Source organism: Streptomyces sp. NPDC016640 (assembly GCF_043076215.1).
Classification (GTDB): Bacteria; Actinomycetota; Actinomycetes; order Streptomycetales; family Streptomycetaceae; genus Streptomyces.
On the sequence record NZ_JBIBRG010000006.1, the window covers coordinates 1 to 22891 of the forward strand.

A 22891-nucleotide genomic window follows, 5' to 3' on the forward strand; every position below is an offset into this window, starting at 1 on the left:
GTGCGCCAGTACCGCCCGTTTGACCATGATCACCACAGTCGAATCATGCCACCAGCCAGGCACGACGCCTCACCCACTATCACGCACCAACTCGTAAACAGGTTCGGGCACGTACAACAACGACACCAGCGCCTCCCGGCGCTGCTCGGTTCTCGCATCTCAGAGCTACTGAAAGGCCCTGCCTTCCTACTCGTGCAACCGGAAGATCACTCCGGCGGGAACCCTGTTCAGGCCGCGGTCTTCGCCGATGCTAGCTGTCCGGCTTGGTGCCGGGTCGAACACCTCCTGCTCTCAGGAGTCCGAGTCATACGGGAGGACGTGAAGGTCGAGCCGGGTACCGACGAAGCTCGCGGAAGCGCGCCCGTCCGCGCGCAGGACGTTGTGTGGCCGGTCAGCACGTCCGCCTGGAGCCGTCCCGCGACGAGCAGGATGCAGCGATCTCTGTTTCATGATCGGTGAGGTGGACCAGGTCCGTCCGAGCTAGCCCCTTGGAAGAGCGGGCGGGTGATCAGCCACTTCTTGGCACCTGCCCCAGGCATTGCTTTCACCTCTTACACCTCGGTAGCACCACTTAAAAGCGCCTGCACCACCATGGAGTCTTGACTCGGCACCGCTCGCGCCGACGGGCTAATTTCGGCCAGAGAGCCGCCGAGCTGGTGTCCATGTGTGGTCTTGGCGTCTATTGTGTGCGTCGATCGGCAATTGGATCAGACCAATCGCCTGATCGGGGGTCGTACTGCGCGCTGCGAGTCGGGGAGGGGCAACTTCGACGGCTTCTTCGGTGTGCCCCCTACCACGTGTCGGTACCCCCGTACCCAGTATTTCGAGAAGCGCTGACCGTCATGACGGCGGTGCTTCTTGGCCGGGTTGAGCGGGGGAACGGCCTACACCACGGCGCACCTGGCAGAGGGGAACCAAGGCTTTGCCCGTCAAGAGACTTTTCTTGGGTACGGCTGTTGTCGTGCTGGCGCTCGCCGGCTGTGGGGCACAGCAAAGCGATGGATCCACGCGAGTCCAGCACGGCGGTCCCCACGGCGGTGGCCGCGTACGAGGAGGCACGAAACTCATGAGAAGTAGCCTCCTGAAGCGAGTGGCGGTGGCAGCCGGCACGTTCGCCGCGGCCCTCTCCGTGTCCTCCCCGGCCTCGGCCGCGACGTCTTACTCGGCGGACGAGTGCACCTCCAGCGGCAGCACCTACTGCTTCGTCATCCATTACAACAGCCGTTCGGAGACAACCAATTACTCGTCCAGCTCCTGTTTCGTGGCCACCCGAGACATCCCCGACTACTACGGATACTCTCCCAATGGAACCACGTTGGTGAGGTTCGTTTTCGAGTACGGCCTGATCTCGGACAACTACGCCACCTGCCGACTGGGTAATACGGGCGAAGGGCTGGCAGTGAAGAACAACGCCGCCTCGGCTTCGAACGGAGAACGCTCGGCCAGCTACCGGGTTTACTACAACTCCGGATATCTGGGCACCAGCCAGACATTCTCACCCACGTGCGGGCTGCACTGGCCGTCAACGAATCCCATCTCCAGCCTCAAGAACGAGAACGCATCGGCAGCGCGTCTCTGAGGCCGGACCATGGCCTTGCACTGACCTCTGAGCCACATGATGAAAATGTGCCTGGAGAGTGCAGGTTCGCCAGCATGTAGGACAGCCCCAATGCACGACCGTGTCGGGCGCGCGCCCACCCGTGCCCGGCCTTGAGCCACTTCGCTCGGGGAGGGCTGGGATCACAGGCGCCCCCTCCAATCCGAGAGGAATCATCTATGGCTGACGAAATGGTGCGCGCAGCGCAACAATTCATCAACTCCACGTACGGTAATGGCACCACACTGGGGATATCCAAGCTCGACGAGAACGGCCAGACGAGCTGGACCGTCATGTACGCCCTCACCCGGGCCCTCCAGTACGAACTGGGCATCACCGGCCTGTCGGACAGCTTCGGCCCGACAACATTGTCCGCGCTTCAGTCCAAGTACCCGGGGATCCAAGCGTCGGGCGCCCCGGCAAAAATCGTCCGAATTGTGCAGGCCAGTCTGTACTGCAAGGGGTACGATGGCGGCGGGATCGACGGCACTTACAGTGACCGGATCCAGAAGTCGGTTCTCTCACTCAAGTCGGACATGGGTGTGGACTTTGCGTATCCCGGCAGCGACGTCGGCCCGAAGGTCTTCAAGGGCCTGTTGAACATGGACCCGTACGTCACCGTCAACAGTGGATCCGAGCAGATCAGGTCCGTTCAGCAGTGGATGAACGGAACGTTCGTCAACCGCCGCGACTTCTATATTGTCCCTTGCGACGGCCACCACTCCAGGACCGTCGCCACGGCCATGCTGTATGCAGTCCAATATACAATTGGCATGGCCGACGGCGTCGCTAACGGCAACTTCGGTCCCGGCACGAAGTCCGGCATCGCGGCCCACCTGTTGTCTGTGGGATCGTCCGGCACCTGGGTGCAGTTGTTCACTGCCGGCATGCTCCTGAACCAGCGTTCCGTATCGTTCAGCGGTACATTCACCTCCGCCCTGGCTGATGCTGTCCGCTCGTTCCAGTCGTTCGCCAAGCTGCCGATAACGGGGCAGGGAGACTTCTCCACATGGGCCTCGCTTTTGGTGTCGTACGGTGACCAGGAACGTAAGGGCTCCGCATGTGACGGCGTTACTCGGATTACCCCTGACCGGGCCGCAGCTCTCAAGGCAGAGGGCATCAGCGTTGTTGGGCGCTACCTCACCAACCCGGTGCCCGGCGGTGGCGCGGTTCCGGAGAAGGAGATCCAGTCGGGGGAACTGCAAACCATCGCCGCCCAGGGCATGCGCTGCTTCCCCATTTACCAGACTTTCGGCCGTGGCGCTGACGACTTCAGCTATCCTCTGGGCCGCGCTGCAGGCCAAGCCGCCATCAATGCCGCCCTCGATCACGGGTTCAAGCCAGGCGCAAGGATCTTCTTCGCCGTCGATTTCGACGCGTACGACTACGAAATCACCGACAGCATCCTCCCGCACTTCAAGGGCATCGTGGACGCGATCAGTGATGACGGCGGACGCTATGCAGTCGGAGTTTACGGACCACGCAATGTGTGCACCCGCGTGTCGGCGGCCGGCCATGCGTCCGCGTCATTCGTGTCCGACATGTCTTCCGGGTTTTCCGGCAACTTCGGCTATCCACTTCCCGCGAATTGGGCCTACGATCAGATCGTCACCAAGACCGTGGGCTCCGGAAGCGGAGCAATCAACATCGACGTCAACATCGCCTCCGGGCAGGACACCGGTCAGAGCTCTTTCAACGCACCCCGCGCCGCCAAGCCGGACACCCGCCTGAGCCCCGACGTCATCCAGGCAATGGAGACCGATGTCGGCAAGTACATGGAGTCCCTGGGATTTCCGCTCGACGGAGGAGTGCGCTCCTATCAGCACTGGAAGTGCTTCGAGCGGACCGTTACGGCACACGACGACTTGATCACAGAACTCTCTCTGCGGCACGGCATGCGCAAGGCACTCATACAGACCACCGCCTACTGGGAGATGCGACACATCGAGCCGAAGGACGAGTTTGCCTGGGCCACAGTCATCACCACTTTCAACACAACACGGCAGTACCCCATAGACACCTCCACAGGCATCGCAAAACAGCGGGCGCAGACCCTCATCGGAGCCTGGAATCACGCACTCGACAAGGGGTACGGGTCAGGTCAGCCCCGGCGGGATTATGCCGTCGATGAAGATAAGTACAACGCGTGGAAACAGGCATACGACAGCGAAACGTACGCACTTACAAGTGTCGCGCTGATCCATCGCTGGGACATTGACGGGAAGCCCGGCGGCGATGACGACTCACCGGCGCTGCGCCAGCCCACGCTGGGCTACACCGACCAGGAGATTTACGAGGTTCTTCGCCGCTACCAGGGGCCCGGGGAACCTGCGTTCACAGAGGCGAAGAAGCGAATGGGACTGTACTACGTGATGGAGAAGTACAACTCCATCTCCCGCAACGTGTAACAGGAGAACCGCTCATGTCAGGAGACGAGCCATACGCTGGCCATAACGGTGCGCTCCTTATCCTACTGATTTCGGTCGGCCTCGTCGCCTTGGTGTGGCTGACGATCAGCGGGATTCGTGGGCTGATGAAAGCTGATGCGACCGGCAAGGCGCTTCTCGGACCAACTGCCCTGCTGGCGTGGGATGCGGCGGTTGGCGCGTACATCTGGGGTCTCATCCTCCTGATGCTGCATGACGACTATGCCCTGTCCACGGCCTGCCAGCACGCCGTCGGGCGCGACCTTAAGGGATATGAAGCCACGTTCGTGCCGTTGCGTTTCGGCTGCGTGACCGATGACGGGCGCGTGGTCGAGGCGGCTGTCATCCCTGGCTACATCAACCCCTCAGTCACCGTGTGCGGCATCTGCGCGCTCGTCCTGACCGGACTTGTCATCGCTCTACACAAGAAGGGCCCACGCACGTGACCACTCCCCTGTCCCGTCGGCAGATACTTCGCCGTGCCACCGGCGTGACCGCGGGTGCCGTCCTCGGCACTCAGCTACTCGCCTCCCCCGCTCTCGCACAGCCAGAGGGCCCGGAACCTGAGCAACTCCGCGAAGCGGTCCGCAAGGCTCAAGAACGCAACAAGCGCGTCCTGAGCGGCATCTCGTCATCCAATGGATGGCAGATGGAGAGAGCCGCAGACGCTCGCGGCCACATCTACACCAGACCCGTGCCGGGCCTTCCGCTGGACGGTGTTCAGCTCCGCATGGGAGAAGCCGAAATCGTGTTGCTCCACGTAGTTCGCCGCTTTCACTACGATGTGGAAGAGCTGCGCCGGGGCGATGTGATCGGCTGGCGCCACCCGTCGACACTCCGCAAGGGCTTGGCCGAGTCCAACCAGGCGTCTGGTACCGGAGTGCAGATTCGCCCCGGCTTCTATCCGTCCGGCTTGCGCGGGGGCTTTTTCCCCGAGCAACTGTCCAGGATCCGGGACATCCTCGCCGAGTCTGCCGAAGTGGTTCGCTGGGGGGGCGACGACAAGCATCCGGATGAGGCACTGTTCTACATCAACGTCCCGCCCGGTGACAGCAGGCTCCGGCGACTCGCTTCGGCGATCGTGGGGTGGAACTGGACTCCCGGCATGGGAGCGGGTTCCGGCTCGATCTGAACCCGGTCGTGAGGGCACCCGAAGCCTAGCTTCGATCGTTCATGAGCCCTCGTCAACTGGCGAATTCCAGGAGTTGTTGCAACACAAGTGATCAACTGATTGTTGCCAGGAGCTTAGCGAGGCGCTCGGCTGGGGTTTTCCCAGCCGAGCGTTTTGCATGGGCGGCTGTTCAGCTCGGCGGCGACGGCCGCCAGGTCCTCGGGGGGGTAGCGGGCCAGGTCGGTGCCCTTGGGGAAGTACTGCTGCAGCAAACCGTTCGTGTTCTCGTTGGAGTCGCGCTGCCAGGGGCTGCCGGGATCGCAGAAGAAGACCGGCATGTCAGTGGCGGCGCTGAACTGCTTGTGCAGGCACGTCTCGGAGCCCTGGTCCCAGGTGAGAGAGCGTCTGAGCTGGGCCGGGAGGGCCGAGACGGTCCGGACGAGAGCGTCACGCACCTGCGCGGGCTGGCGGCCGTCAGGCAGGTGGACTAGGGCGACGAAGCGGCTTGAACGCTCCACCAGCGTGCCGATCGCGGACTTGAGGGCCTTGCTGATGATGAGGTCGCCCTCCCAGTGCCCGAGGATCGCGCGGTCGGCGGCCTCGGCGGGCCGTTCGCTGATCATCACCATGTCCTTGGCCATGCAGAGCTGGCGCCGGCAGGACCGCCGGTGCGGCCGGCGCATGATCCTGCCGGTCCGCAGGGCTGGGGTCAGTTCTCTGCGGAGTTCTCCGCGTCCTTGGACGTAGAGGGCCTGGCAGACCGTCTCGTGGACCACATGTATCTCCGGCCGGTCGGGGAAGCGGGCCCGTAGGGCCTGGCAGATCTGTTCGGGGCTCCAGCGGCGTTCGAGGTGGTCCTGGATGAAGTCCCGCAGTGCGGGATTCTGGCCGATCTTCCCCGGCTTCGGGCGTGGGCGACGTTCCTCGGCGCGACGCTGGGCGGCGTGAGGCCGGTAGGTCCAGTCCCTGCCCCGCCACAACGCTCCGTTGTGCCGTATCTCGCGGCTGATGGTGGAAGGGCTGCGACCCGGCTCGGTGGCTATCTGCCGGATGGACGCCTTCTCCCGCAGACGGCCGGCGATGTGGACGCGGTCGGCCTCGCGCAGGCACCGCGAGGGCTCGGATGCCGGAGCCTCCACGGTGATGGGAGGCTTCGGTTTGCCCGTCGGCGGAGAGTGCCGGCCGTTGCGCCACCGCTTGCCGGTTCGCGGGTTGATGCCGACGATCCGGCTGGCCTCTCGATCGCTGTAGCCCTGCTGCATGAGCTGGAGATATACCTTCCGCTCACGCAGCAGACGGCCCCGCCCCCCGGTCCACGGTTCTCCCGGATCTTGAAGTCCATCGCACCCCTTGAGCTGGGGTGTTGCAACGACCACTAGAACGGAAGGCTTGCTGACGGGGGCTTTGTGTCTGTGTGGTGGGGTGTTTTCGGGGCTGGGGCAGGCTCAGGGTCCGGCTTTCGCGTCGGGCGGGCGCCGGGTTCCACTTCGCCGGTGTGGTGATGTGGGTTGTCGGGACAGTCGAAGTGGCTGGTCAGCCGGGGTTAGGGAGGATGTGGAGCCGGTTGATCGCGTGGGTGATGTCGTCGGTCCAGGGCCATCGGGCGGTGAAGCGGAACCAGTGGCGGCGGCCGGTGTTCACGAGCTGGGCGGCGCTGGGGAACAGGCGCAGGCGGAGCTTCTTGGGTTCCCAGCGGCGGGTGGTGCCGGTCAGGGCGAGCATCGGCATCCAGACCAGGAGGTCGAGCGCGAGGGGGACGATCTTCAGCCAGATCCGGTTCTGCGCGGTGTCGTGCAGGGGTAGGTTGCGCAGGCCGGTGTCCCGGGTGTTTCGGATGCGGTCCTCACAGCGGGCCCGCCGACGGTGACGCAGCTCTAGATTGGCGAGCTGGCCGCCCTTGGTGTTGGTCGCGAAGCAGGTCAACCGCAGTCCGTCGAGATCGGTGAAGCGCAGTTGGGCGCCGGGATGCGGGCGTTCCTGGCGGACGATCAGCCGCATCCCCTTCGGCCAGGTGCTCAGGTCGGGTATGTCGGTGATCTCCGCGACCCAGGCGCCGGGCCGCTCGGTGCCGCTGGAGTCGTAGGCCGGCATCCACGCCTTCTTCGGGTTCTTCAGCACGGCCTGGTGGATGGCGTCGGTGATGATCATTCCGACGGAATACGACAGCCATCGTCCGGGCCGGGAGAGCCAGTCGAGGAAGGAGTGGGTGCCGCCGCCGGAATCGGTCCGGATCAGTGTCCGGCGTCCCCGTCGCAGGTCTTTGGGCAGCTGGGCCAGGGCGAGCTGGGCGGTTTCGATGTGGTCGGCGGCGGTGTTGGAGCCCGCGTTGCCGGGCCGTAGCAGGGCGGCCACCGGCTCTCCGGAACCGGCCTGGCCGTGATCGACGAACGCGACGAGCGGGTGATGGCCGAAGGTTTTCTTCCAAGCGCGGTGGCATCCTGCTTCTCGGAGTGTGCGAGCACCAGCACGCCGTCGATGTCCACGATCACCTGGCCGTCGGCGGCCAGACTGCTCTCACCGGCCAGGTCCCAGACTTGCCCGCGCACTTGGGAACGCGCGCCCCGGATCGCCGCAGGAGCTCTCGGTCCGGACGCGGCGAGAGTATCGACGAGACGGGAGAGGGTGGGATCGGAGGCCACCGGGCCGAATACAGCCGGCTCGGCCCGCAGCATGCCGACGTCGGCCAGGCAGTTTCCGCCGAGGGCGACGGCCAGGGCCACGTCCAGCAGGATCTTGCCCGGGTCGTGCACCGCCCGCCGCTTGCGCCACGGCGTCAGCGCCGCCGATATCGTGGTGTCCAGGACGGACTTGCGGACCGTCTCGACCAGCAGCACGGCGCCGGCCTGCGAGACCACCCCCAAAGCCGCCGCCCTCGATACGGACACGCAGGTACGACCCGCTACGCTTCTTCACCTGGAGAGTGCTTCTTTCCTTGCAGCTGACAGGACCCTCGATAAGTCCCATCGTTGCAGTTCAGGAGCACTCTCCACTTACTTGATCAAGGCATGGACGAGCCCGCTCATGAAAAGCGCGAGACTAGGGACCTGCGCTGTACAGCACAGGAGTACCAACAACCACAGCAACCGTCCCCGTCCAGCAGTGCCCTTCAGTGGCCTCGAAGCGGCCGGTATGACCGTGGCTGACCGTTCCACATAGAGCTACGGATCAGAAGGTGCCGGGCCCCAACCGTGCCCGATCGAACGGAGAACCACAGGGAACACCGGGTAGTCACGGCACGCGGGCATGAGAGCGCCCCCGACCGGATGTCCAGGTCAGGGGCCGTTCTCGCTGTTCTCAGCGCGGAGGCGGTGGGATTTGAACCCACGGTGACATCGCTGCCGCGACGGTTTTTTACTTCGTATCCACGCAAGGACACTCAGTCCGACGGCCCCACCTGTCGCTGGAGGGCAACCTCAGTCCGCATCTCTCGCAGCGGGGACCGCCCTTCCGTATGTCACGCGATGGTGGGATCGTTGCTTTACCTTTTGGACGTTCAACGGGATACGACACAGCCCGGCCCCCTCTTTGCCGCCCTTCGGCGAGGCTGTACCCGCCGAAGTTGAGATGCACGACGTACCACGAACTGTCCTGCCTACGCAGTGTGACAGGATGACGAGCGACGCGTGAGCATTTGCGACTGTCGGGTCCCAGCTGATGTCTGACGGTTTGGTCCCAGGTGATGCTTGACGGTGGGCCTAGACAACATCGGAAGCCCTGTGGGGCTTGTTGGCTTTCACGTTACGGACCGGAACGTCGGTCGTGCGGCGGATGACGCGGATCTGGCCGTCCAGCTCGACGGTGATCGCCGTGTCCGACACGTGCGCTGTCACCGTCTGGCCTGTGTAGGGGCGGCCGAGGGAGACGACCTGGCGGCAGACCATGACCGTGCCCACCGCGCTGACCTTCCGCTGCACCCGCACCGGCTCGACGCCCGGACGCGGCGGCGGCCCGGCCGGACGCAGACCCCGCAGCCCGCGGACTTCCGGGCTGGTCAGCGGGTTGGGCCTCACCTGCAACAGTTCCCGTGAGGCCGGGTCGAAGAACGACAGTGTCCCGTCGTCGATCCGGATGCCCACCTGGCGGCCGCCGAGGATCTCCGCCGCCAGCACCTGGTGCCCGCCCAGACCCACCAGGCCGCTATTGTTCACCACCCGCTCCCCCTCGAACGCCGCCCCGTCACTGTCACCGACGGGAAGCGGCGAGGGTCCGGCCGCACAACCACCCCGGGCCGCCAGCCGACCCAGATCCTCCACCGACAGATGCGACCGCACCGTCTTGATCCGCGTCCCGGCAATCAGCAGATGGATTACCGACGTGTCCGCCCAGAACGTCACCGTCAGCCCCGAACGGGCCGGCCCCAGCCAGAACTGCTTGCCCGCGACCTGCAGATTCCCACTCGCCGGCACCACCCGCTCGAACTCCACCGGCCCACCCGGCGCCCGGTGAACCACCGCCGGGACCGGCTTCGGCAGGCCGGCCGACACTGACGACAATTCGGCTGGCTCCGGCTTTGCAGGAGGTGTCCGCTGCGGCGACACCAGCGCAAGCATCCCCGGCACCCGCAGGCCCAACATGTCCCGCTCCTGCTCGGGCACCGGGGTGAACCGGTCAGCGGGAAACTGCAAGTCCAGGGCCTGATGCGGACGCATCGAGTTGTATTCCTCCACCCAACGATCCAGCGTCCTCTGGGCCTCCTCGATGCTCTCGAAGACACCGCAGTCGTCGAGGAGTTCGCGCCGCAGTGTCTGGTGGAACCGCTCGACCTTGCCCGTCGTGGTCGGCGAGGCCGGCTGGGTGAGCCGGTGGGCGATCCCGTTCTCCCGGCAGATCCGGTCGAACAACACCTCACAGCCATGCCCGAACCGGTCGGTGAACTGCTTGCCGTTGTCGGTCAGTACCTCCTCCGGCACCCCGAACGCCTGCAAGGCCCTCGCAAACGCCGAGCAGACAGCCCGCCCCGTCGCCCGCTCCATCACCTGCGCGATCACGCAGTACCGGGAATGATCGTCCACCCCGGTCACGACCTTCGCCTAGGACAGCTCACCCGTCACCGGGGCGGCCAGCATGACCCCGCCGACGATGTCCATCTGCCACAACTGCATCGGACGGTCCCGCTGCCAGCGCTTGTAATCCGACCGCTTCCGGCGCCGAATCCCCGGCTCCACCAGCCCGTGACGGACCAGGATCCGATACACGGTCATCCGCGACGGCACCGGGCTCACCGCCCCGGACCGCTCCAGCACGAACGCGTCCCGTCTCGGACCCCACTTCGGGTGCTTGCGCCGCAGCTCACACACCGCCGCCTCCACCTCGGCAGAGGCCTGATGCGGACACGACGCCAGCCTGCGCGACCGGTCCGCCAACCCGGCCAGACGGAGGCCTCATACCGCGGCTTCCACCCGCTCACCGTCTGCCGCGACACCCCCAGCGACGCGGCAACCTCCGTCACCGTCGCACCCGCCAGCACAGCCCGATACCGCTGCTCGACAACCGACAACTCCACCAGCGCCAATCCCGGCCACACGCCGCACGCCGCACGCCGCAACGACGTGCACAGAAAAGCCGATCACGGCCACCGTCAACCATCAGCTGGGATCGAAGTGTCAAGCATCTCCCGGGACCGGACACATCCCAGACGCCACCTGAGTTACAACCTTCTTTACTGGTTCAAGGCGGCTCGCTCCGCTCCCCGCGCGCGGCCCGTGCACCGACCGGGCCTGCGCTCCTGTCTCCGCCCCGCTCCAGCCCGGCCGACGCCCGCGCCGCGCTCTTGGCGATCAGCCGCCTGAGTCAGAGAAAGAGATACGTCGTGGCTGGGCGGTCGGCTCCACGGCTTTAGCCACCTCCCCGGTCCGGGCCCCGCGTTGAGCAAGACCAGGGGGCCACTCGTACACATTGCGGGCAGGTCTAAAGCCTGCCCGAGTTGCCAGCCAGCGTACGGCCCCCGGCCATACTCGACCCCAGACCGGGCAGGCCACCGACCAAACCCGCTCCGCCGACCTACTAGACTCAGGAATCACCCCATCCGCTCGGTTACATTCTCAGCGAGACGTTCCAAGTCGATGATCGGAGCGCGGCGCAATTCGTCACGCAGCAGCGTGCCAGGCAACTTTTTTTGTGTGCCCGCCTTTCCGCTACGCCGAAAATTCCACTTCCCATCCCGCAGGTCAAGAATGGCCAAGCCTCTCTTTAGGCGGACGTCGGCATACTCACTCAGGTCGAGAATGTATGCCTCATATTTAACCCCCTGGCGATGTTGATCGGAAAGCGTCGACTGAATCAGATGAGCGAAACGCAAATCAACGAGCTGGCCTAGCACTTCATAAAATGGCTGAGATTTCTGTGCAACATTGACTCTGAAGTAGGTGTATCCAGCTCCCCGTACCTCGTCAGAAAGAACATCCAAAGCCGTAAGCAAGCTGCCCGCACTGTCCGAGGAGACATCTTGCTCCAAGTCCCTCTTCTTGCTTCTGGCCGCGCGACCGGCGGCTTCCGCGACGTCCTCTCGCCCGATTTCACGCGCCTTCGAGCGAGAGCGAGCGGCTACGATCGAGGAAGCAAAAAGGTTGAGATAGTCGCGCGGAACACCACCCGAAGCAAGCACCAACCTGCCGAGAGCGGCGTTCTGTGCAATGCTTGTTGGCTTAGCAATTCCTGCTGTCGTCGTGTAATTGGAGAGCACGGATTCGAGGAATCGCTGCGTCGATTCCGGATCCTCTAGAGTGACGTCGAGGTCAATCTTTGACGCATCATGCGGGACTTCAATTCCGATCCTCGACGACGGCTCGAATGGCCTAGTCAGACGCTCGATGCTGGCTACCTTAATCCAGCCGTCGCAATCACGCAGCATGCCGGCAACGCAGTCCAGCAGGTGCGGTTGCTCCGATTCAGGGAATAGGTAGAAATCATCGATATACAAGTAAAGACGAACAATATCTTCTCTTAGAACAGCACGCAAAGATCGATTCAATTCGGCTACCATCTCACCGAGAGCAACGTCAGAAACTGGGCTGCCTGATCGCAACTGCCCCACCCGCCCGTTAGTTTCCTTAAGGCGCGTGTAAGATTCACCCTGAGAAGAACCTGCATGCTGAATGATCGAATTGAGGGTTACCTCAGCGATCGCTAGAAAGGCGCTAGCGGTAGCCAGACGGCGCAGAGTATGGGCATTGATCCATGCAGTAACGTGACCATCACGTTCAGCAATTCTTTTTGCCTCAAGCAGGAGCGCTGTCTTTCCGACACCACGACGCCCATAGACGAGATGATGCCTTGAAGCCCCAATGGCCGCAAGGCTGGCCCTGGGGTCCTCCATATACTTGAGACTGGGAAGTGCGTCCGATGTTCGCGACCTCGCTTCAAGGAGTTGGATTAGCTGATCGACTTTTGGGCCAGAAAGCCGACCGGCGACCTCCGCTTCAGCGATTTTTCTCTCTTCGTCTCGATGAGGTCGAAACGTAACAACGAGAGACTGACTAGCGGCGTCTGCGGCCTCATTCAATGTCTGCTCAATGGATCCAGAAAGGCTCTGAGCAGTTACTAGAGAGTCTTCATCCACCCATACAACAAACCACTTCTCTCCAGGGAAAGACCTTTCATCGACTCGCACAATTGAGATGCCCGCCTCTTCGAGGGCGCCGGAGATCAAGGACTCAAAATTGACACTTGACATCAGATGTACCCGTTCGTTGAAGCGAAAAATTCGCAATCCTGAAGAAAATTGGCAGCAGTTACAGCAAGTGCACGAGCATCGGCTTCCCAATCAGACTCGTTTAGAGGGTACGCGTCGTAGTCAGCCTGATTGCGTAGCAGACGAGCGTCTGTCAGCTCGCTTTCACGGGTTGCCGCGTTGACCCACGCCGACGGAAGATTCCTCGGAAGAATGTTGTGCCGCTCATGATCGTCGCCACGATTTTCAGCGAAGACGATGGCCCGGGCGCCGTGATACATCGCATAATAGTGGCGGCTAATCGCTGATCTGTATTGTGAACCAAAGAGGAGATGATCCCCTGCCCTCAAATGCTCACCAGCAAGCAGTAGCCTATCCGTTACGACCTGCTGCAACAGCTGTGAAATCGGAAAAGGGTACCGGCCTCCTGCCGGGAGGGCAGAAATGGCCGCACTCTTGCTGGTTGCAATATGAAGCAACACTAGGTCCGTAGACGTAACTACTGGCATCGCGCTGCAGAGTCCCTCCTGGCAGTGAACAGACCAGGATAGCAGGGTCTCTGATCAAGTGTCATCACCCAGGTAGCGCACCCACCAGGATTCAGGATGGAGGTGCTCAGTTCGTGCCAGACGCGTGCCAGATCGTGGGAGGAACCACGGGGAACCACGGGCACCAATTCGGCCGTCCACGGGACGCCGACACCGCTTAGCCGCAGGTCAGCGGGATAGTCAAGGCCAGGAAACCCGAGCTTCCCAAGCTGAGAGCGCGAGTTCGATTCTCGTCACCCGCTCCATGAAGAAGGCCCAGGTCAGAGACCCGGGTCTTTTTGCTGTGTTCTGCGATCACGCGCCGCGTGCCAGATGCGTGCCAGAAGGCCTGTCGGGCTGCTTCTCCCCGGCAGCGGCCCCGCGCCTTCCGCACGGTGGCATCCAGCCCGGCGGCGACCTCTTCCTGCCTCTCGTCGTCGGAGTGCTGATAGATCAGCGCCGCCTTCTCCGAGGACTGTCCGGCACGGACCATGGTGTCCTTGGGCGTGGCCCCGGAGGGCGTGGACAAGGGGTGGCCCCGTGTGCCGGAGATCGTAGAAGCGGAAGCCCTCTGACATGCCGACGGTCTCACGTGCCTTCCGCCACTTCCGCCCGACCGGCGAGGAAGAGGCGGCCGTGCCGCATGGGCTCGTGGACGTTGGAGCGGCGTCCCGTGATAACGGCAGGAGTGTCATGACACCGTAACCGCGCTTCCAGGGGGTCGCCGCACCCTTCACGATGGTTATCGACCAGGCAGAGACCAGCCGGAACGACCAGTCCGGCCCGGCCACATCACCATCAGCAGGGGGAGTCCCACCATGCTTCGCACGCACCGACGCAAGTCCGTCCTCGCCGCTGCGGCCCTGGTGGCCACGACGATGCTGCTGACCGCCTGTCAGGGAGAGGACACGGAGGATGGCGGCAAGTCGAACGGGGCCACGGCCTCGGACTCGGCCGCCAAGGGGAAGTCCGACGACGGTGGGAGTGGCACCGGCACCGGCAGCGAGTCCCAGTCGGGCGAGAAGGGCTCGAAGAGCGGCATGGTGTCGGGCAAGTGGGTCGGCACGGTCTCCTACCTCGCCCCCGGCAAGTACACCGTCACCGACGCGAACGACGCGGAGCAGGCGTTCTTCACCTCCGAGGACACCGACATCGAGGGCGCGGGCAAGATCTGCGGTGACGCGGACGGCCAGGCCGCCACGCCGTGCACCGAGGAGGAGCTCGAAGCCGCGGCCAAGAAGGGGTTCGAAGCGACGGTCGACGTCAAGGACGGGGTGGCTGTCAGCATCATCGAGGACCACACCGACAGCGGCAACGGCGGCAACGGTATGGGAGAGGGCGAGAAGTCGGGGCTCTTCTCGGGCACGCTCGGGTACATGGCCCCGGGCAAGTACTCCCTCAGCCGCGACGGTAACGAGCGTGCGTTCTTCACCGCCACCGACACCGTCATCAACGGCGCCGGCTGGATCTGCGGTGACGCGGAGACCGTCACGCCCTGCACCGAGAAAGACCTCGAAGCCGCGGCCAAGAAGGGCAGCGTCGCTGTCGCCGTCCAGGTCGAGGACGGGGTCGCCGTCACCATCGACGAGGAGCACAACTGATCGCGGACCCGAGCGGGGCAACGGGTCGACGTGCTCTCCACGACGCTCCGCGACGGCACCTTCCACGAACGACGAAGCCCCGTAATACGCGGCGAGACGGCCGCCCGGCCGCTACGGCCTCGAACCCCCTCCTCAGGTCTCGGCGCCCGGCACCGGGAGGCACCCGGGCCGGGCGCCGAGACCAAGGTGCGGGCCTGGGCTGACGCGACAGGCGGGGACGTGTACCGGGGTGGAAGACCTGATCACGGAGCCTTACCGGACGCGACTGACCGAGCCGGTTGTGAGGCGCCTCGGCTCAGACCTTCTCCGCACTCACGCGTGGATGCCCGGCAGTGAGCAGCCCGATGTCTTCCACATCGGAAGTCAGGATCGTCACCCGGCCAGGACGCTGCAGGGCGGTCGCGCACAACATGGCGTCGATCGCGTACGTGTGGCCGTGCAGCCCCGCTGTGCGCAGCAAGGCGGCAGCGGATTGCGCGACGGCCTGGGTCACCGGCTCGACGGCCAGGCGGGACAGGGTCCACTTCAGCGCGGCGTCGTTGATCTTCGGGTGGATCACCTCGACCAGCACAGCAGCTGACGTGATCACTGGCAGGTCCGCGTCGCGAGCCGCCGTCAGCCACTCGTGGATTTCCCGATCACGCTGTACGGCCTTCGCCAGGCCCTCGCTGTCCAGGACCAGGGCACCGCTCACGCGGCCGCCCCAGCCTGCGAATCGCCGCCGGCCAGCCGGGCACGCTTGGCCGCCACGGCCTCGGGATCGGCCGGGCCGTGCTCCTTGTCGAAGTCCGCGATCAGCTCGTCCAGGTTGTCCCGCTCGATCTGCCGGTGAGCCGCCCTCTCCAGGTACGCCGAGACGCCCCGCTTACCGACCCGCTCACGGATCGCCTGCAGAGTTCCGGCAGTCAGAGTGACGGAGATACCGCTGGTGGGGCCGTCACCGGGCAGGAAGTCAACGTCGTCATCAGCCACACCCCGATTATGCCATAGAAAATGGCATAAAGTGTGGGTGCTGTGCGGCCCCACCGCCCCTCGACAGATGATCCGTTCAGCGGGCGGACCGTGCGCAGTTCTCCCCTCAGTGGCTCCGGACCCCCCCTTCCGGAGTTCCGTGCCCTCCGCGTGCCCGTAAGGACGGAAAACCACGGTCGACAGCGGTGCAGTCGGGCCCGCACGACCATCCAAAGATCCCGGTAGATCCAGGTATCTGCGCTGCTCAGGACCGTGAAGCCAGCGCAGGCGCCGTCGCTTCCCAAGCTGAGAGCGCGAGTTCGATTCTCGTCACCCGCTCCACGAGGAAGGCCCAGGTCGGAGACCCGGGCCTTCCGGGCGGTCGCGTCGAGGCCGGCGGCGATCTCTTCCTGACGCTCCTCGTCGGAGTGCTGATAGATCAGCGCGGCCTTCTCGGAGGGCCGGCCGGCGCGGACCATCGTGTCCTTGAGGGTGGCGCCGGAACGGGTCGACAGCGTGTGCCCGGTGTGACGGAGGTCGTGGAACCGGAAACCGTCGGGAGGACCGACGACCGTGCGCGCCCGTCGCCACTTCCGCTTGTGCCCGAACGAGGTGCGCCTGCAGGACGCTCCCTTCTCCCCGACGAAGACCGATCCGTTCGGCCCCTTCTCGGCAAACCGCACGAGGTGCTGTCTCACCCTCCTCGTGGAGGAAGGACGGGAGAACGACAGCCCGGACGCCTGCATCGGGCTTGGTCTCATCGGGAGCGCGCTCGCCGTTGTGTCGACGAGAAGTGGTCAGCTCCTGTCGGTGGGCGCCACCACTCGCGTGAGGGCTGTCGCCGGGTTCCGGCTCATCGAGCAGGAACCCGGCGGGGTCTGCGGGATCAGCGGACGTCGACGTAATCGCCCGAGGCGGTGGCGGGTGCGGTGGTGGACGTGCCGGCGAAGGTGTAGCGCCAGTAACCGTCCGTCGACGCCTTCGCCGTGGTCTTCAATGCACCGGAGCTGTCAGTGGTGATCGTCTTGACCGTCGTGTAGGTGGACGTCCCCTTCTTACGGAACTGCAGCTTCACCTTCTGACCGGTGTAGCCGTGGTAACCGCCGCGCGTCTCCCAGTCCGCGCGGGCGAGCTTGCCGGTGACGGTGAGGGTCTTGCCCTTAACAACCGGTTCGGGAGCCGCGTTGGCTGTCAGCGTCGCGTCCCGCACGACGGAGACCGACTGGGCGGCGTGCAGATCGACATGGCCCGTGCGGTCCGCGGACTCGGCCCAGGCGGCCAGCTTCCAGGTGCCGGCGAAGGAGTTGCGGCCGAACACCCAGCGCGGCTGGATGTAGGCGAAGTGCGCCTCACAGGTGGAGGTGGTCGCGCTGACCTCGGTGCAGGTCGCCGGCCAAGTGCCGTAGAGGACAGCGTCGGGAGTGTTGTACGAGCCCTTGTACAGGTACATGTCCCCGCTCGCGATCCCCGACGGGTCGGTTGCGGTGAACCTCGCCTTGAATTCCTGCAGCGGCGCATCGGTCAGCTCGACCCGCTTGCCCCCGTTGACCAAGACGTTCGGGATACGGGTCGCCCCCGCCGTCTCGTCACCGTGGGGGGCCGGACCCGCGAACGCCCTGGTGATGACGCGGTCCAGGCTGCCGCCCTGGTCGTCGGCGGCGGTGACGCGCAGCGAGACGAAGGAGGCGGTGGCGGGGAGGTCGAACGTCGCCGAGCCGTCCACCGCGACGTCGAGGTCCGTCCAGGTGGCGCCGTCGTCCGTGGAGTGGGCGAGCCCGGTGATCCGGGTGTTGGCCGCCGCCGTGTCCGTGTTGCGGGTGGTCGCGCTCGCCTGCACCCGGACCGGTCCGGTGGCCGCCCGGCCGTAGTCGTCGAGACCGGGAACGCTCAGCTGCGCGTCGATGAGCGGGAGTTCGCTGCCCTCCGCGTAGTCCGAGCGGAACCTCCACTCGTTGTGTATCTCCGTGGACAGCCGGGAGTACGGGACACGACGGTGGACGGTCTGGTCGAGGGTGTACGTCCTCTGCAGCGAAGGCAGGCTGGACGACGTCAGCGAGTGGTACGCGTCGAGGCCGTCGGCCTGGGCGTAGGTGATGCCGTCGGAGGTGAGCTTGTACGAGTACGTCGCACGGCCGTCGATCGCCGCGTGGCCGGCCGCATCACCGAAGGCGTTCAGCTCGGACACCCGGATCTTCCCGAAGTTCCGCTGCGAACCGCCCCATTCCGAGCGACGCGGCTGCAACGGGGCCGCGCCCAGGCTTTCGCCCGCGCTGGTCCCTGCGGGCAAGGTCCGGTCCGGGAGGTTCAGGCTCAGCTCGCCGCTCCCGTAGGACAGCAATCGGCTGTAGGTGACGCCCGGGGTGCTGTACTCGGTGACCGAACCGGTGACGGGCGCCGCGGAGCCGATGAAGACGCCCGTCCATTCGCCGAAGGACGGGACACTCTGCAGAAAGGCCGTGGTCCGGGTGCCCGGGGCACTCATCTTCGTCACGGTCTTGGCCAGTGTCGAGGCACGGACCGTCACCACGGGCGAAGCAGGCACGGTCGTCGTGAAGCTGTGCGTGAGGTCATAGCGGTAAGGACTCGGCACACTCGCCGAGGCGCCCTTCTTGATGAGCACCTCGTGCAGACGCAGAGAGACGCCACTGACCGAGAAGGGAGTGACGTACACCTTGTCGGCCCCCGAACCGGCGAAGCCCGCCAGGTCGCCGCCCGGAACACTGATCCACACGGCGGACGCGTCCCGGGTGGCGGTGGTGTCGTCGGTGCGGATGGCGGTCTCCTTCGCCGCCCGCTGGTCGAAGGTGACCGTCTTGGCAGCCGAACCGACCGAGAAGGTACGGGTGAGCAGGTAGCTCGGCTCCAGCCAGTCGTTGTGCAGTGCGACCGAGAAGTAGTCACCCGGCGGCAGCTTCACGGTCGCCGAGGCGCCCGCGGTGTCGCTGTCGACGGCGTACGACGTCCAGGTCTTGCGGTCCCAGACGTAGAACGACTTGGATCGGACATCGGCGTTCGTGATACTCAGCTTGACCGAGTACGCCGACGCGGCGGCGTACGTCGTGGGGAGAACGCCCCGAGCGTCTTCGGTACGCGCAGTCGGCTGAAGCTCCGCGGTCGGGCGGTCCGCAGCGGACTCACCGGTCGGCCGCACGGACACCGTGCCGTCCACCGACGCGACGGAGTAGCGGGGCGGGGCGGCGCCTGCCTCGTCCGCCGTCACCCGGATGTCACGTCCGCCGATGAGCTCCACGCGCCCGCGGTCCCCCAACTCGGCGCTCTGCCCGGCACGGACCCCCACGCCCTCCGCGGGCGAAACCGTCCCTGTCGTGGCCGGTCCGCCGCCCGGCGGGGACGGCGACGCCGTCGCCGCGGACGCGAGCAGCGACGAGGCGGTCAGCACCGCCCCACACAGTCCCGCCGCCGCGCGTCTTCGTATCCGGCCCACACGAAAAATGGACATCCGTCACCCCTATGGCAGCTTCCCCTAAGACCGCCCCCGGCTCATCCGCCACAGGAGACGACCGGCTCACTTTAGAGGGTGGTGCCGACATCGCCGAGGGGATTCCCGCACACCAGGGCGCCCCCGGCCTCCGGCGCGGCGCGAGTGCCGATTCGCAGTGGTGCGATCAAACCCGCCGGACCACCCGACCACACGGCATCTGTGCACGTCAGCACCATATGGCCTGCCCAGGCGCCGTCGCTTCCCAAGCTGAGAGCGCGAGTTCGACTCTCGTCACCCGCTCCCTACGGAGGCCCAGGTCAGAGACCCGGGCCTTTGTGCTGTGCGCGTTGATCAGTGGCCGCGTGCCAGATGTGCGCCAGATGCGCACCACCTCGCTCGTCGGGACCGCATCACGACCGTCGGCCGAGCCGGGGCTCCAGAAGGTCCAGGGCCTCCGCCCACCGGAAGCGATCCGCCCCGCCACCGGCCTTCGGCCTGTGGGGCTCGTAGGTGCCGATCATGACGTTCATCTCACGCAGCACCTCCAGGCTCCGCGCATAGGCGGGGTGGGCCGCCTGGGCGGCGTTCGGACCGGGCAGAACGGCGGTGGGGACACCCATGCCGTACGCCTCGCAGGGAATGCCCAGCGCCAGGCTGTCGGAGATGCCCGCAGCCCACTTGTTGATCGTGTGGAAGGTGGCAGGCACGACGGCGATGGCGTCGGCGGGAGGCAGTGGGCGGGCTTCACCGGGTGTGCGCCAGGCGGAGCGGATCGGGTGGCCGGTCCGCTCCTGGACAGCCGTGACGTCAAGGAAGGCGAGCCCCTGCGGAGTGGCGACGACACCGACTTCCCAGCCACGTTGCCGCGCGGCCGTCATCAGCCCGCCGACATCCGCGGCGACGCCGGCCGCACAGACGACGTGCAGGAAAGGCTTCTCGCCAGGGGCTGTCGGATCGGTCACGCGGGTGCTCCCAGTCGGCGGCTGAACCGGTGCAGTTCGGGCAGGGCACGGCGACGGTCACGAGCCGCCATGTCCGCGACCAGATCCCGGACGGCGGGACGGCGGACATCCTGTGCGGCGCACGTCTCGGCGATGTGCAGGGCCCGACAGGCATCGGCAAGGCGCCCCTGCCGGCTGTGCGCCCTGGCCACCTCCAGCCACAACGCGGCCCGGCGCTCCGGAACGGGGATGCGGCGGCGCATGAGCGGCTGGGCCGCCCGGAGCACCAGGCCGATGTCACCGAAAGCCACCAGGGCACCGACTTCGTGAAGCGCCACATGGGCGGAGTCGAAGTTGGCCCACGCATCGGGGCGACCGGGCGGAGACGTGGCGTGCCACCTCCTTCGCCTCGGCGAGGAACGCCTCCGCGGCGGCACGACCACCCCCATGCGCCAACGGCACGGACACCCTCCAGCCGGTTCCTTGGAGTGGCACCACAGACACCGCTCGCACAAGGAAGACACGACGTGGCAACGCACCGGTTCGCTCTCCCGGTATCGGCCACGGCCCACGCGGTCTACGCCGCGCGGTGCCAGGCCATGGACGGGATACGGCGCTGGAACGCGGAACTGGACGACGAGGTGGAGCACACCGCGTCCTTGGTGATCAGCGAACTGCTGACGGACGCGGTCCAGCACGCCGGCACCGGCCGAATCCTTCTGGCAACCCGGCTCACCGGCACCGTCCTGCGCATCGAGGTCTGCGACTCCAGCCCGCTGCTCCCCCAGCCCGGCCTACCGGACGACGACAGCGAGACCGGACGTGGCCTGCTCCTCGTCTCGGCTCTCGCCGACCGGCACGGTGCCGAACCGCCCCCTACCGGCAAGCGATGCTGGGCCGAGATTTCGCTCTCCACCTCGGCGGTGGCCGGCAACCGCGTCCCTGTGACACGGAGTTGACCGTACGGAGTTGACCGTGTCGTCTACACCACCTCGCCTGCCGCGAACGCTTGAAGGAGGTCCAAGCGCACGGCGCCCGTCCTCGAACAGTGAGGCCGCTGTCTGGCGGGACGTGCCCCATCGGGGAGTGCCGCTCACCAACAATGACGTGTATGGGGCGGTGGGCATCACTCAAGGTGTGCGTCAGGTGATGAGCCGTCCTTGCGCGTCATACATGTACGTCCGCTTGCTGCCGTCGACTCCCGCTACCGCCGACAGGTAGCTCTGACTGGTGTAGACGTACGTGACGCGTTTGCCGTCGGCGAGGGTGACATATATCAGGTGTCCCGCGCTGTCGGTGGCGAAGGCCGCCGTGCGTCCCTCGGCGTCGGTCACGGAGGCTATACGTCCGGTTGAGGTGTAGGCGAGCCGCAGCCCCTTGCCGGCCGCGTTCACGATACCGGTGAGACGTCCGGCCGCGTTAAAGGTGCGGGAGGTGCCGTCCTGTGCGATGAGGGAGTAGTCGGCGCCCGCACCTGCCGTCAGCGTGTAGGGCGCACCCTGCGGTGCGGTGTACGAGCCGTCGGCCTGGCGGGTGAAGACGACGTCGGTGCCGTCCGCGTCATCAAGGGTCACAGTGTTCGAGGCCAGGACGAGTCTGGATTCGAGCGCGAGTCTCCAGCCCTTGCCCAGCAGGCCCGATGGCGCTTCCGGATCCCAGTGGTAGAAGCGGGTGAGGCTGAACGGCAAGCCCTGACTGGCGACCTCGGTGTCCACCTCCCGTACGACGTCCGTCGCCTGGCGTTGGGCTTGCTGTCGCTGACTGTGCGGCTCTGCCGCAGCAACCTGCGCGACAACTCCGCTGAACATTGCCAGCGCCCCACCGATGGCGATGAACGTTTTGGATCGTACGCCTAATGCCATGAGTCACTCCCCGGTTCTGCTGAGTCGATCAAACGGAGGGGAGTGTGGCATGAGCTGACGACATGGAGCCAGAGAATCGTGACTTGTTCATCTGGAAATCGTGAAGGCGGTCCAGGCGGCCGAGCCGGACTGGAGGAGCAGTCGGACCAGCTCGTGGAATCGCGGATACCGGTGCTCCTTGTGCGACGGTGCACTGTCCACCGAGGACCCCTCTCAGCTGATCGACTCGAAGTTCCTTCCACCGGCTCAGCCAACGTGACAGCGCCCTCGCGGGCCGTTGCGGGGCTTGGCCTGAATTCCGGGTCGGAAGAGGGTGCGGTACTCGCTTGCTGCGCACCGACGCCTCCCTGATGCTGTCCGCGACCGGGATACCGGAGAAGAAATTTTCTCCGGCCACCGGACCGCTTCTCGCCGTTGGCTCTTTGGTAGTGGCGAGTTCATGAGCGTTGGTCTGCATCAATGGACATGATCACGCCAGAATGCGCGGTCGGGTTCCACCCCTTGAAGCACGTGATCAGGAAGTACTCGACACGACCCGGTTGAGGAACACCGTCAGGTTCCAGCCGTGTCCTTTACGGCAGGTTAATCCGGGTGCCTGGCTGATCAAGATCACCGCAGCTCTCGTTCACTTCTGCCCCACAGGTGATGCACTGTGCGCACACAAGCGCGAAGACTCGTCACGGTCGTTCTGGCCCTGGCTCTGCTGGCAATAGCGGGGATCGCCCCGTCATGGGCGTCGCCCCGGGAGCGTCCGCTCTCCACAA

At 65.4% G+C, this 22891-nt stretch carries 16 protein-coding genes and 6 pseudogenes; 6 read left to right on the forward strand and 16 right to left on the reverse strand.

What is annotated here, in order from left to right:
* Nucleotides 1–1066 precede the first annotated feature (1066 nt).
* The 4 genes from ACF07S_RS13980 to ACF07S_RS13995 all read left to right on the forward strand — a co-directional run bounded on the left by ACF07S_RS13980 (nt 1067) and on the right by ACF07S_RS13995 (nt 5155).
* Entirely contained in the window at nt 1067–1579 is a 513-nt protein-coding gene (locus tag ACF07S_RS13980; protein ID WP_391974245.1) for a hypothetical protein, read from the forward strand.
* A 197-nt stretch (nt 1580–1776) separates the two neighbouring features.
* A complete protein-coding gene (locus ACF07S_RS13985) occupies nt 1777–4005 on the forward strand; it encodes a glycoside hydrolase domain-containing protein (RefSeq protein WP_391974246.1) in 2229 nt (742 codons plus the stop codon).
* Between the two features lie 14 nt (nt 4006–4019).
* On the forward strand, nt 4020–4469 hold the full coding sequence (locus ACF07S_RS13990) for a hypothetical protein (protein WP_391974247.1): 450 nt from the start codon (nt 4020–4022) through the stop codon (nt 4467–4469).
* Nucleotides 4466–5155: a hypothetical protein gene (locus tag ACF07S_RS13995; protein ID WP_391974248.1), complete on the forward strand. Its 690-nt coding sequence runs from the start codon at nt 4466–4468 to the stop codon at nt 5153–5155. Before ACF07S_RS13990 ends, ACF07S_RS13995 begins: the two co-directional genes overlap by 4 nt.
* Before the next feature lie 113 nt (nt 5156–5268).
* Here the strand turns inward: ACF07S_RS13995 and ACF07S_RS14000 are convergent, their stop codons facing one another.
* From ACF07S_RS14000 to ACF07S_RS14040, 9 genes and pseudogenes are all read right to left on the reverse strand, one after another.
* A complete protein-coding gene (locus ACF07S_RS14000; protein WP_391974249.1) occupies nt 5269–6396 on the reverse strand; it encodes an IS30 family transposase in 1128 nt (375 codons plus the stop codon).
* Between the two features lie 271 nt (nt 6397–6667).
* A pseudogene (locus tag ACF07S_RS14005) lies at nt 6668–8047 on the reverse strand (IS1380 family transposase).
* A gap of 782 nt (nt 8048–8829) precedes the next feature.
* Nucleotides 8830–10155, reverse strand: a complete 1326-nt coding sequence (locus ACF07S_RS14010; RefSeq protein WP_391974250.1) for an integrase core domain-containing protein — start codon at nt 10153–10155, stop codon at nt 8830–8832.
* Between the two features lie 9 nt (nt 10156–10164).
* Nucleotides 10165–10335 (reverse strand): hypothetical protein, encoded by a 171-nt coding sequence (locus tag ACF07S_RS14015; RefSeq protein WP_391974398.1) that lies wholly within the window; start codon nt 10333–10335, stop codon nt 10165–10167.
* A gap of 39 nt (nt 10336–10374) precedes the next feature.
* Nucleotides 10375–10497: pseudogene (locus ACF07S_RS14020) on the reverse strand (IS481 family transposase); the annotation flags it as partial.
* Between the two features lie 59 nt (nt 10498–10556).
* A pseudogene (locus tag ACF07S_RS14025) lies at nt 10557–10658 on the reverse strand (hypothetical protein); the annotation flags it as partial.
* Between the two features lie 492 nt (nt 10659–11150).
* Nucleotides 11151–12782: an ATP-binding protein gene (locus ACF07S_RS14030; protein ID WP_391974251.1), complete on the reverse strand. Its 1632-nt coding sequence runs from the start codon at nt 12780–12782 to the stop codon at nt 11151–11153.
* A 23-nt stretch (nt 12783–12805) separates the two neighbouring features.
* Nucleotides 12806–13084 (reverse strand): hypothetical protein, encoded by a 279-nt coding sequence (locus tag ACF07S_RS14035; RefSeq protein ID WP_391974252.1) that lies wholly within the window; start codon nt 13082–13084, stop codon nt 12806–12808.
* Between the two features lie 561 nt (nt 13085–13645).
* Nucleotides 13646–13953 (reverse strand): annotated as a pseudogene (locus ACF07S_RS14040) (site-specific integrase); the annotation flags it as partial.
* Between the two features lie 195 nt (nt 13954–14148).
* On the opposite strand from ACF07S_RS14040, the gene ACF07S_RS14045 reads away from it, so the two are divergent.
* Nucleotides 14149–14931, forward strand: coding sequence for a hypothetical protein (locus tag ACF07S_RS14045; protein WP_391974253.1), 783 nt, complete (start codon nt 14149–14151; stop codon nt 14929–14931).
* 295 nt (nt 14932–15226) lie between these two features.
* Here ACF07S_RS14045 and ACF07S_RS14050 read toward each other — a convergent pair whose 3' ends face one another.
* The 6 genes and pseudogenes from ACF07S_RS14050 to ACF07S_RS14075 form a co-directional block, all read right to left on the reverse strand.
* Entirely contained in the window at nt 15227–15625 is a 399-nt protein-coding gene (locus tag ACF07S_RS14050; protein WP_391962790.1) for a type II toxin-antitoxin system VapC family toxin, read from the reverse strand.
* The gene (locus ACF07S_RS14055; protein ID WP_391962789.1) at nt 15622–15903 is read right to left on the reverse strand and encodes a hypothetical protein; all 282 of its coding nucleotides are present in this window, start codon (nt 15901–15903) and stop codon (nt 15622–15624) included. The genes ACF07S_RS14050 and ACF07S_RS14055 overlap by 4 nt, the downstream gene beginning before the upstream one ends.
* Nucleotides 15904–16241: 338 nt before the next feature.
* A pseudogene (locus ACF07S_RS14060) lies at nt 16242–16686 on the reverse strand (site-specific integrase); the annotation flags it as partial.
* 82 nt (nt 16687–16768) lie between these two features.
* Nucleotides 16769–19342, reverse strand: a complete 2574-nt coding sequence (locus ACF07S_RS14065; RefSeq protein ID WP_391974254.1) for a hypothetical protein — start codon at nt 19340–19342, stop codon at nt 16769–16771.
* A gap of 392 nt (nt 19343–19734) precedes the next feature.
* Nucleotides 19735–20286: a flavoprotein gene (locus ACF07S_RS14070; RefSeq protein ID WP_391974255.1), complete on the reverse strand. Its 552-nt coding sequence runs from the start codon at nt 20284–20286 to the stop codon at nt 19735–19737.
* Nucleotides 20283–20685: pseudogene (locus tag ACF07S_RS14075) on the reverse strand (heavy metal transporter CzcB); the annotation flags it as partial. The pseudogene ACF07S_RS14075 and the gene ACF07S_RS14070, both read right to left, overlap by 4 nt.
* A gap of 107 nt (nt 20686–20792) precedes the next feature.
* Here ACF07S_RS14075 and ACF07S_RS14080 point away from each other — a divergent pair.
* Nucleotides 20793–21224: an ATP-binding protein gene (locus tag ACF07S_RS14080; protein WP_391974256.1), complete on the forward strand. Its 432-nt coding sequence runs from the start codon at nt 20793–20795 to the stop codon at nt 21222–21224.
* A gap of 183 nt (nt 21225–21407) precedes the next feature.
* Here the strand turns inward: ACF07S_RS14080 and ACF07S_RS14085 are convergent, their stop codons facing one another.
* Nucleotides 21408–22127 (reverse strand): DUF6531 domain-containing protein, encoded by a 720-nt coding sequence (locus ACF07S_RS14085; protein ID WP_391974257.1) that lies wholly within the window; start codon nt 22125–22127, stop codon nt 21408–21410.
* Between the last annotated feature and the right edge of the window lie 764 nt (nt 22128–22891).

What these genes read in the sequence shown, in the direction of transcription:
- ACF07S_RS13980 (WP_391974245.1), top strand. Translation starts at nt 1,067, where the DNA reads ATGAGAAGTAGCCTCCTGAAGCGAGTGGCGGTGGCAGCCGGCACGTTC.
- ACF07S_RS13985 (WP_391974246.1), top strand. Translation starts at nt 1,777, where the DNA reads ATGGCTGACGAAATGGTGCGCGCAGCGCAACAATTCATCAACTCCACG.
- ACF07S_RS13990 (WP_391974247.1), top strand. Translation starts at nt 4,020, where the DNA reads ATGTCAGGAGACGAGCCATACGCTGGCCATAACGGTGCGCTCCTTATC.
- ACF07S_RS14000 (WP_391974249.1), bottom strand. Translation starts at nt 6,396, where the DNA reads ATGCAGCAGGGCTACAGCGATCGAGAGGCCAGCCGGATCGTCGGCATC.
- ACF07S_RS14015 (WP_391974398.1), bottom strand. Translation starts at nt 10,335, where the DNA reads ATGACCGTGTATCGGATCCTGGTCCGTCACGGGCTGGTGGAGCCGGGG.
- ACF07S_RS14035 (WP_391974252.1), bottom strand. Translation starts at nt 13,084, where the DNA reads ATGTATCACGGCGCCCGGGCCATCGTCTTCGCTGAAAATCGTGGCGAC.
- ACF07S_RS14045 (WP_391974253.1), top strand. Translation starts at nt 14,149, where the DNA reads ATGCTTCGCACGCACCGACGCAAGTCCGTCCTCGCCGCTGCGGCCCTG.
- ACF07S_RS14065 (WP_391974254.1), bottom strand. Translation starts at nt 19,342, where the DNA reads ATGTCCATTTTTCGTGTGGGCCGGATACGAAGACGCGCGGCGGCGGGA.
- ACF07S_RS14085 (WP_391974257.1), bottom strand. Translation starts at nt 22,127, where the DNA reads ATGGCATTAGGCGTACGATCCAAAACGTTCATCGCCATCGGTGGGGCG.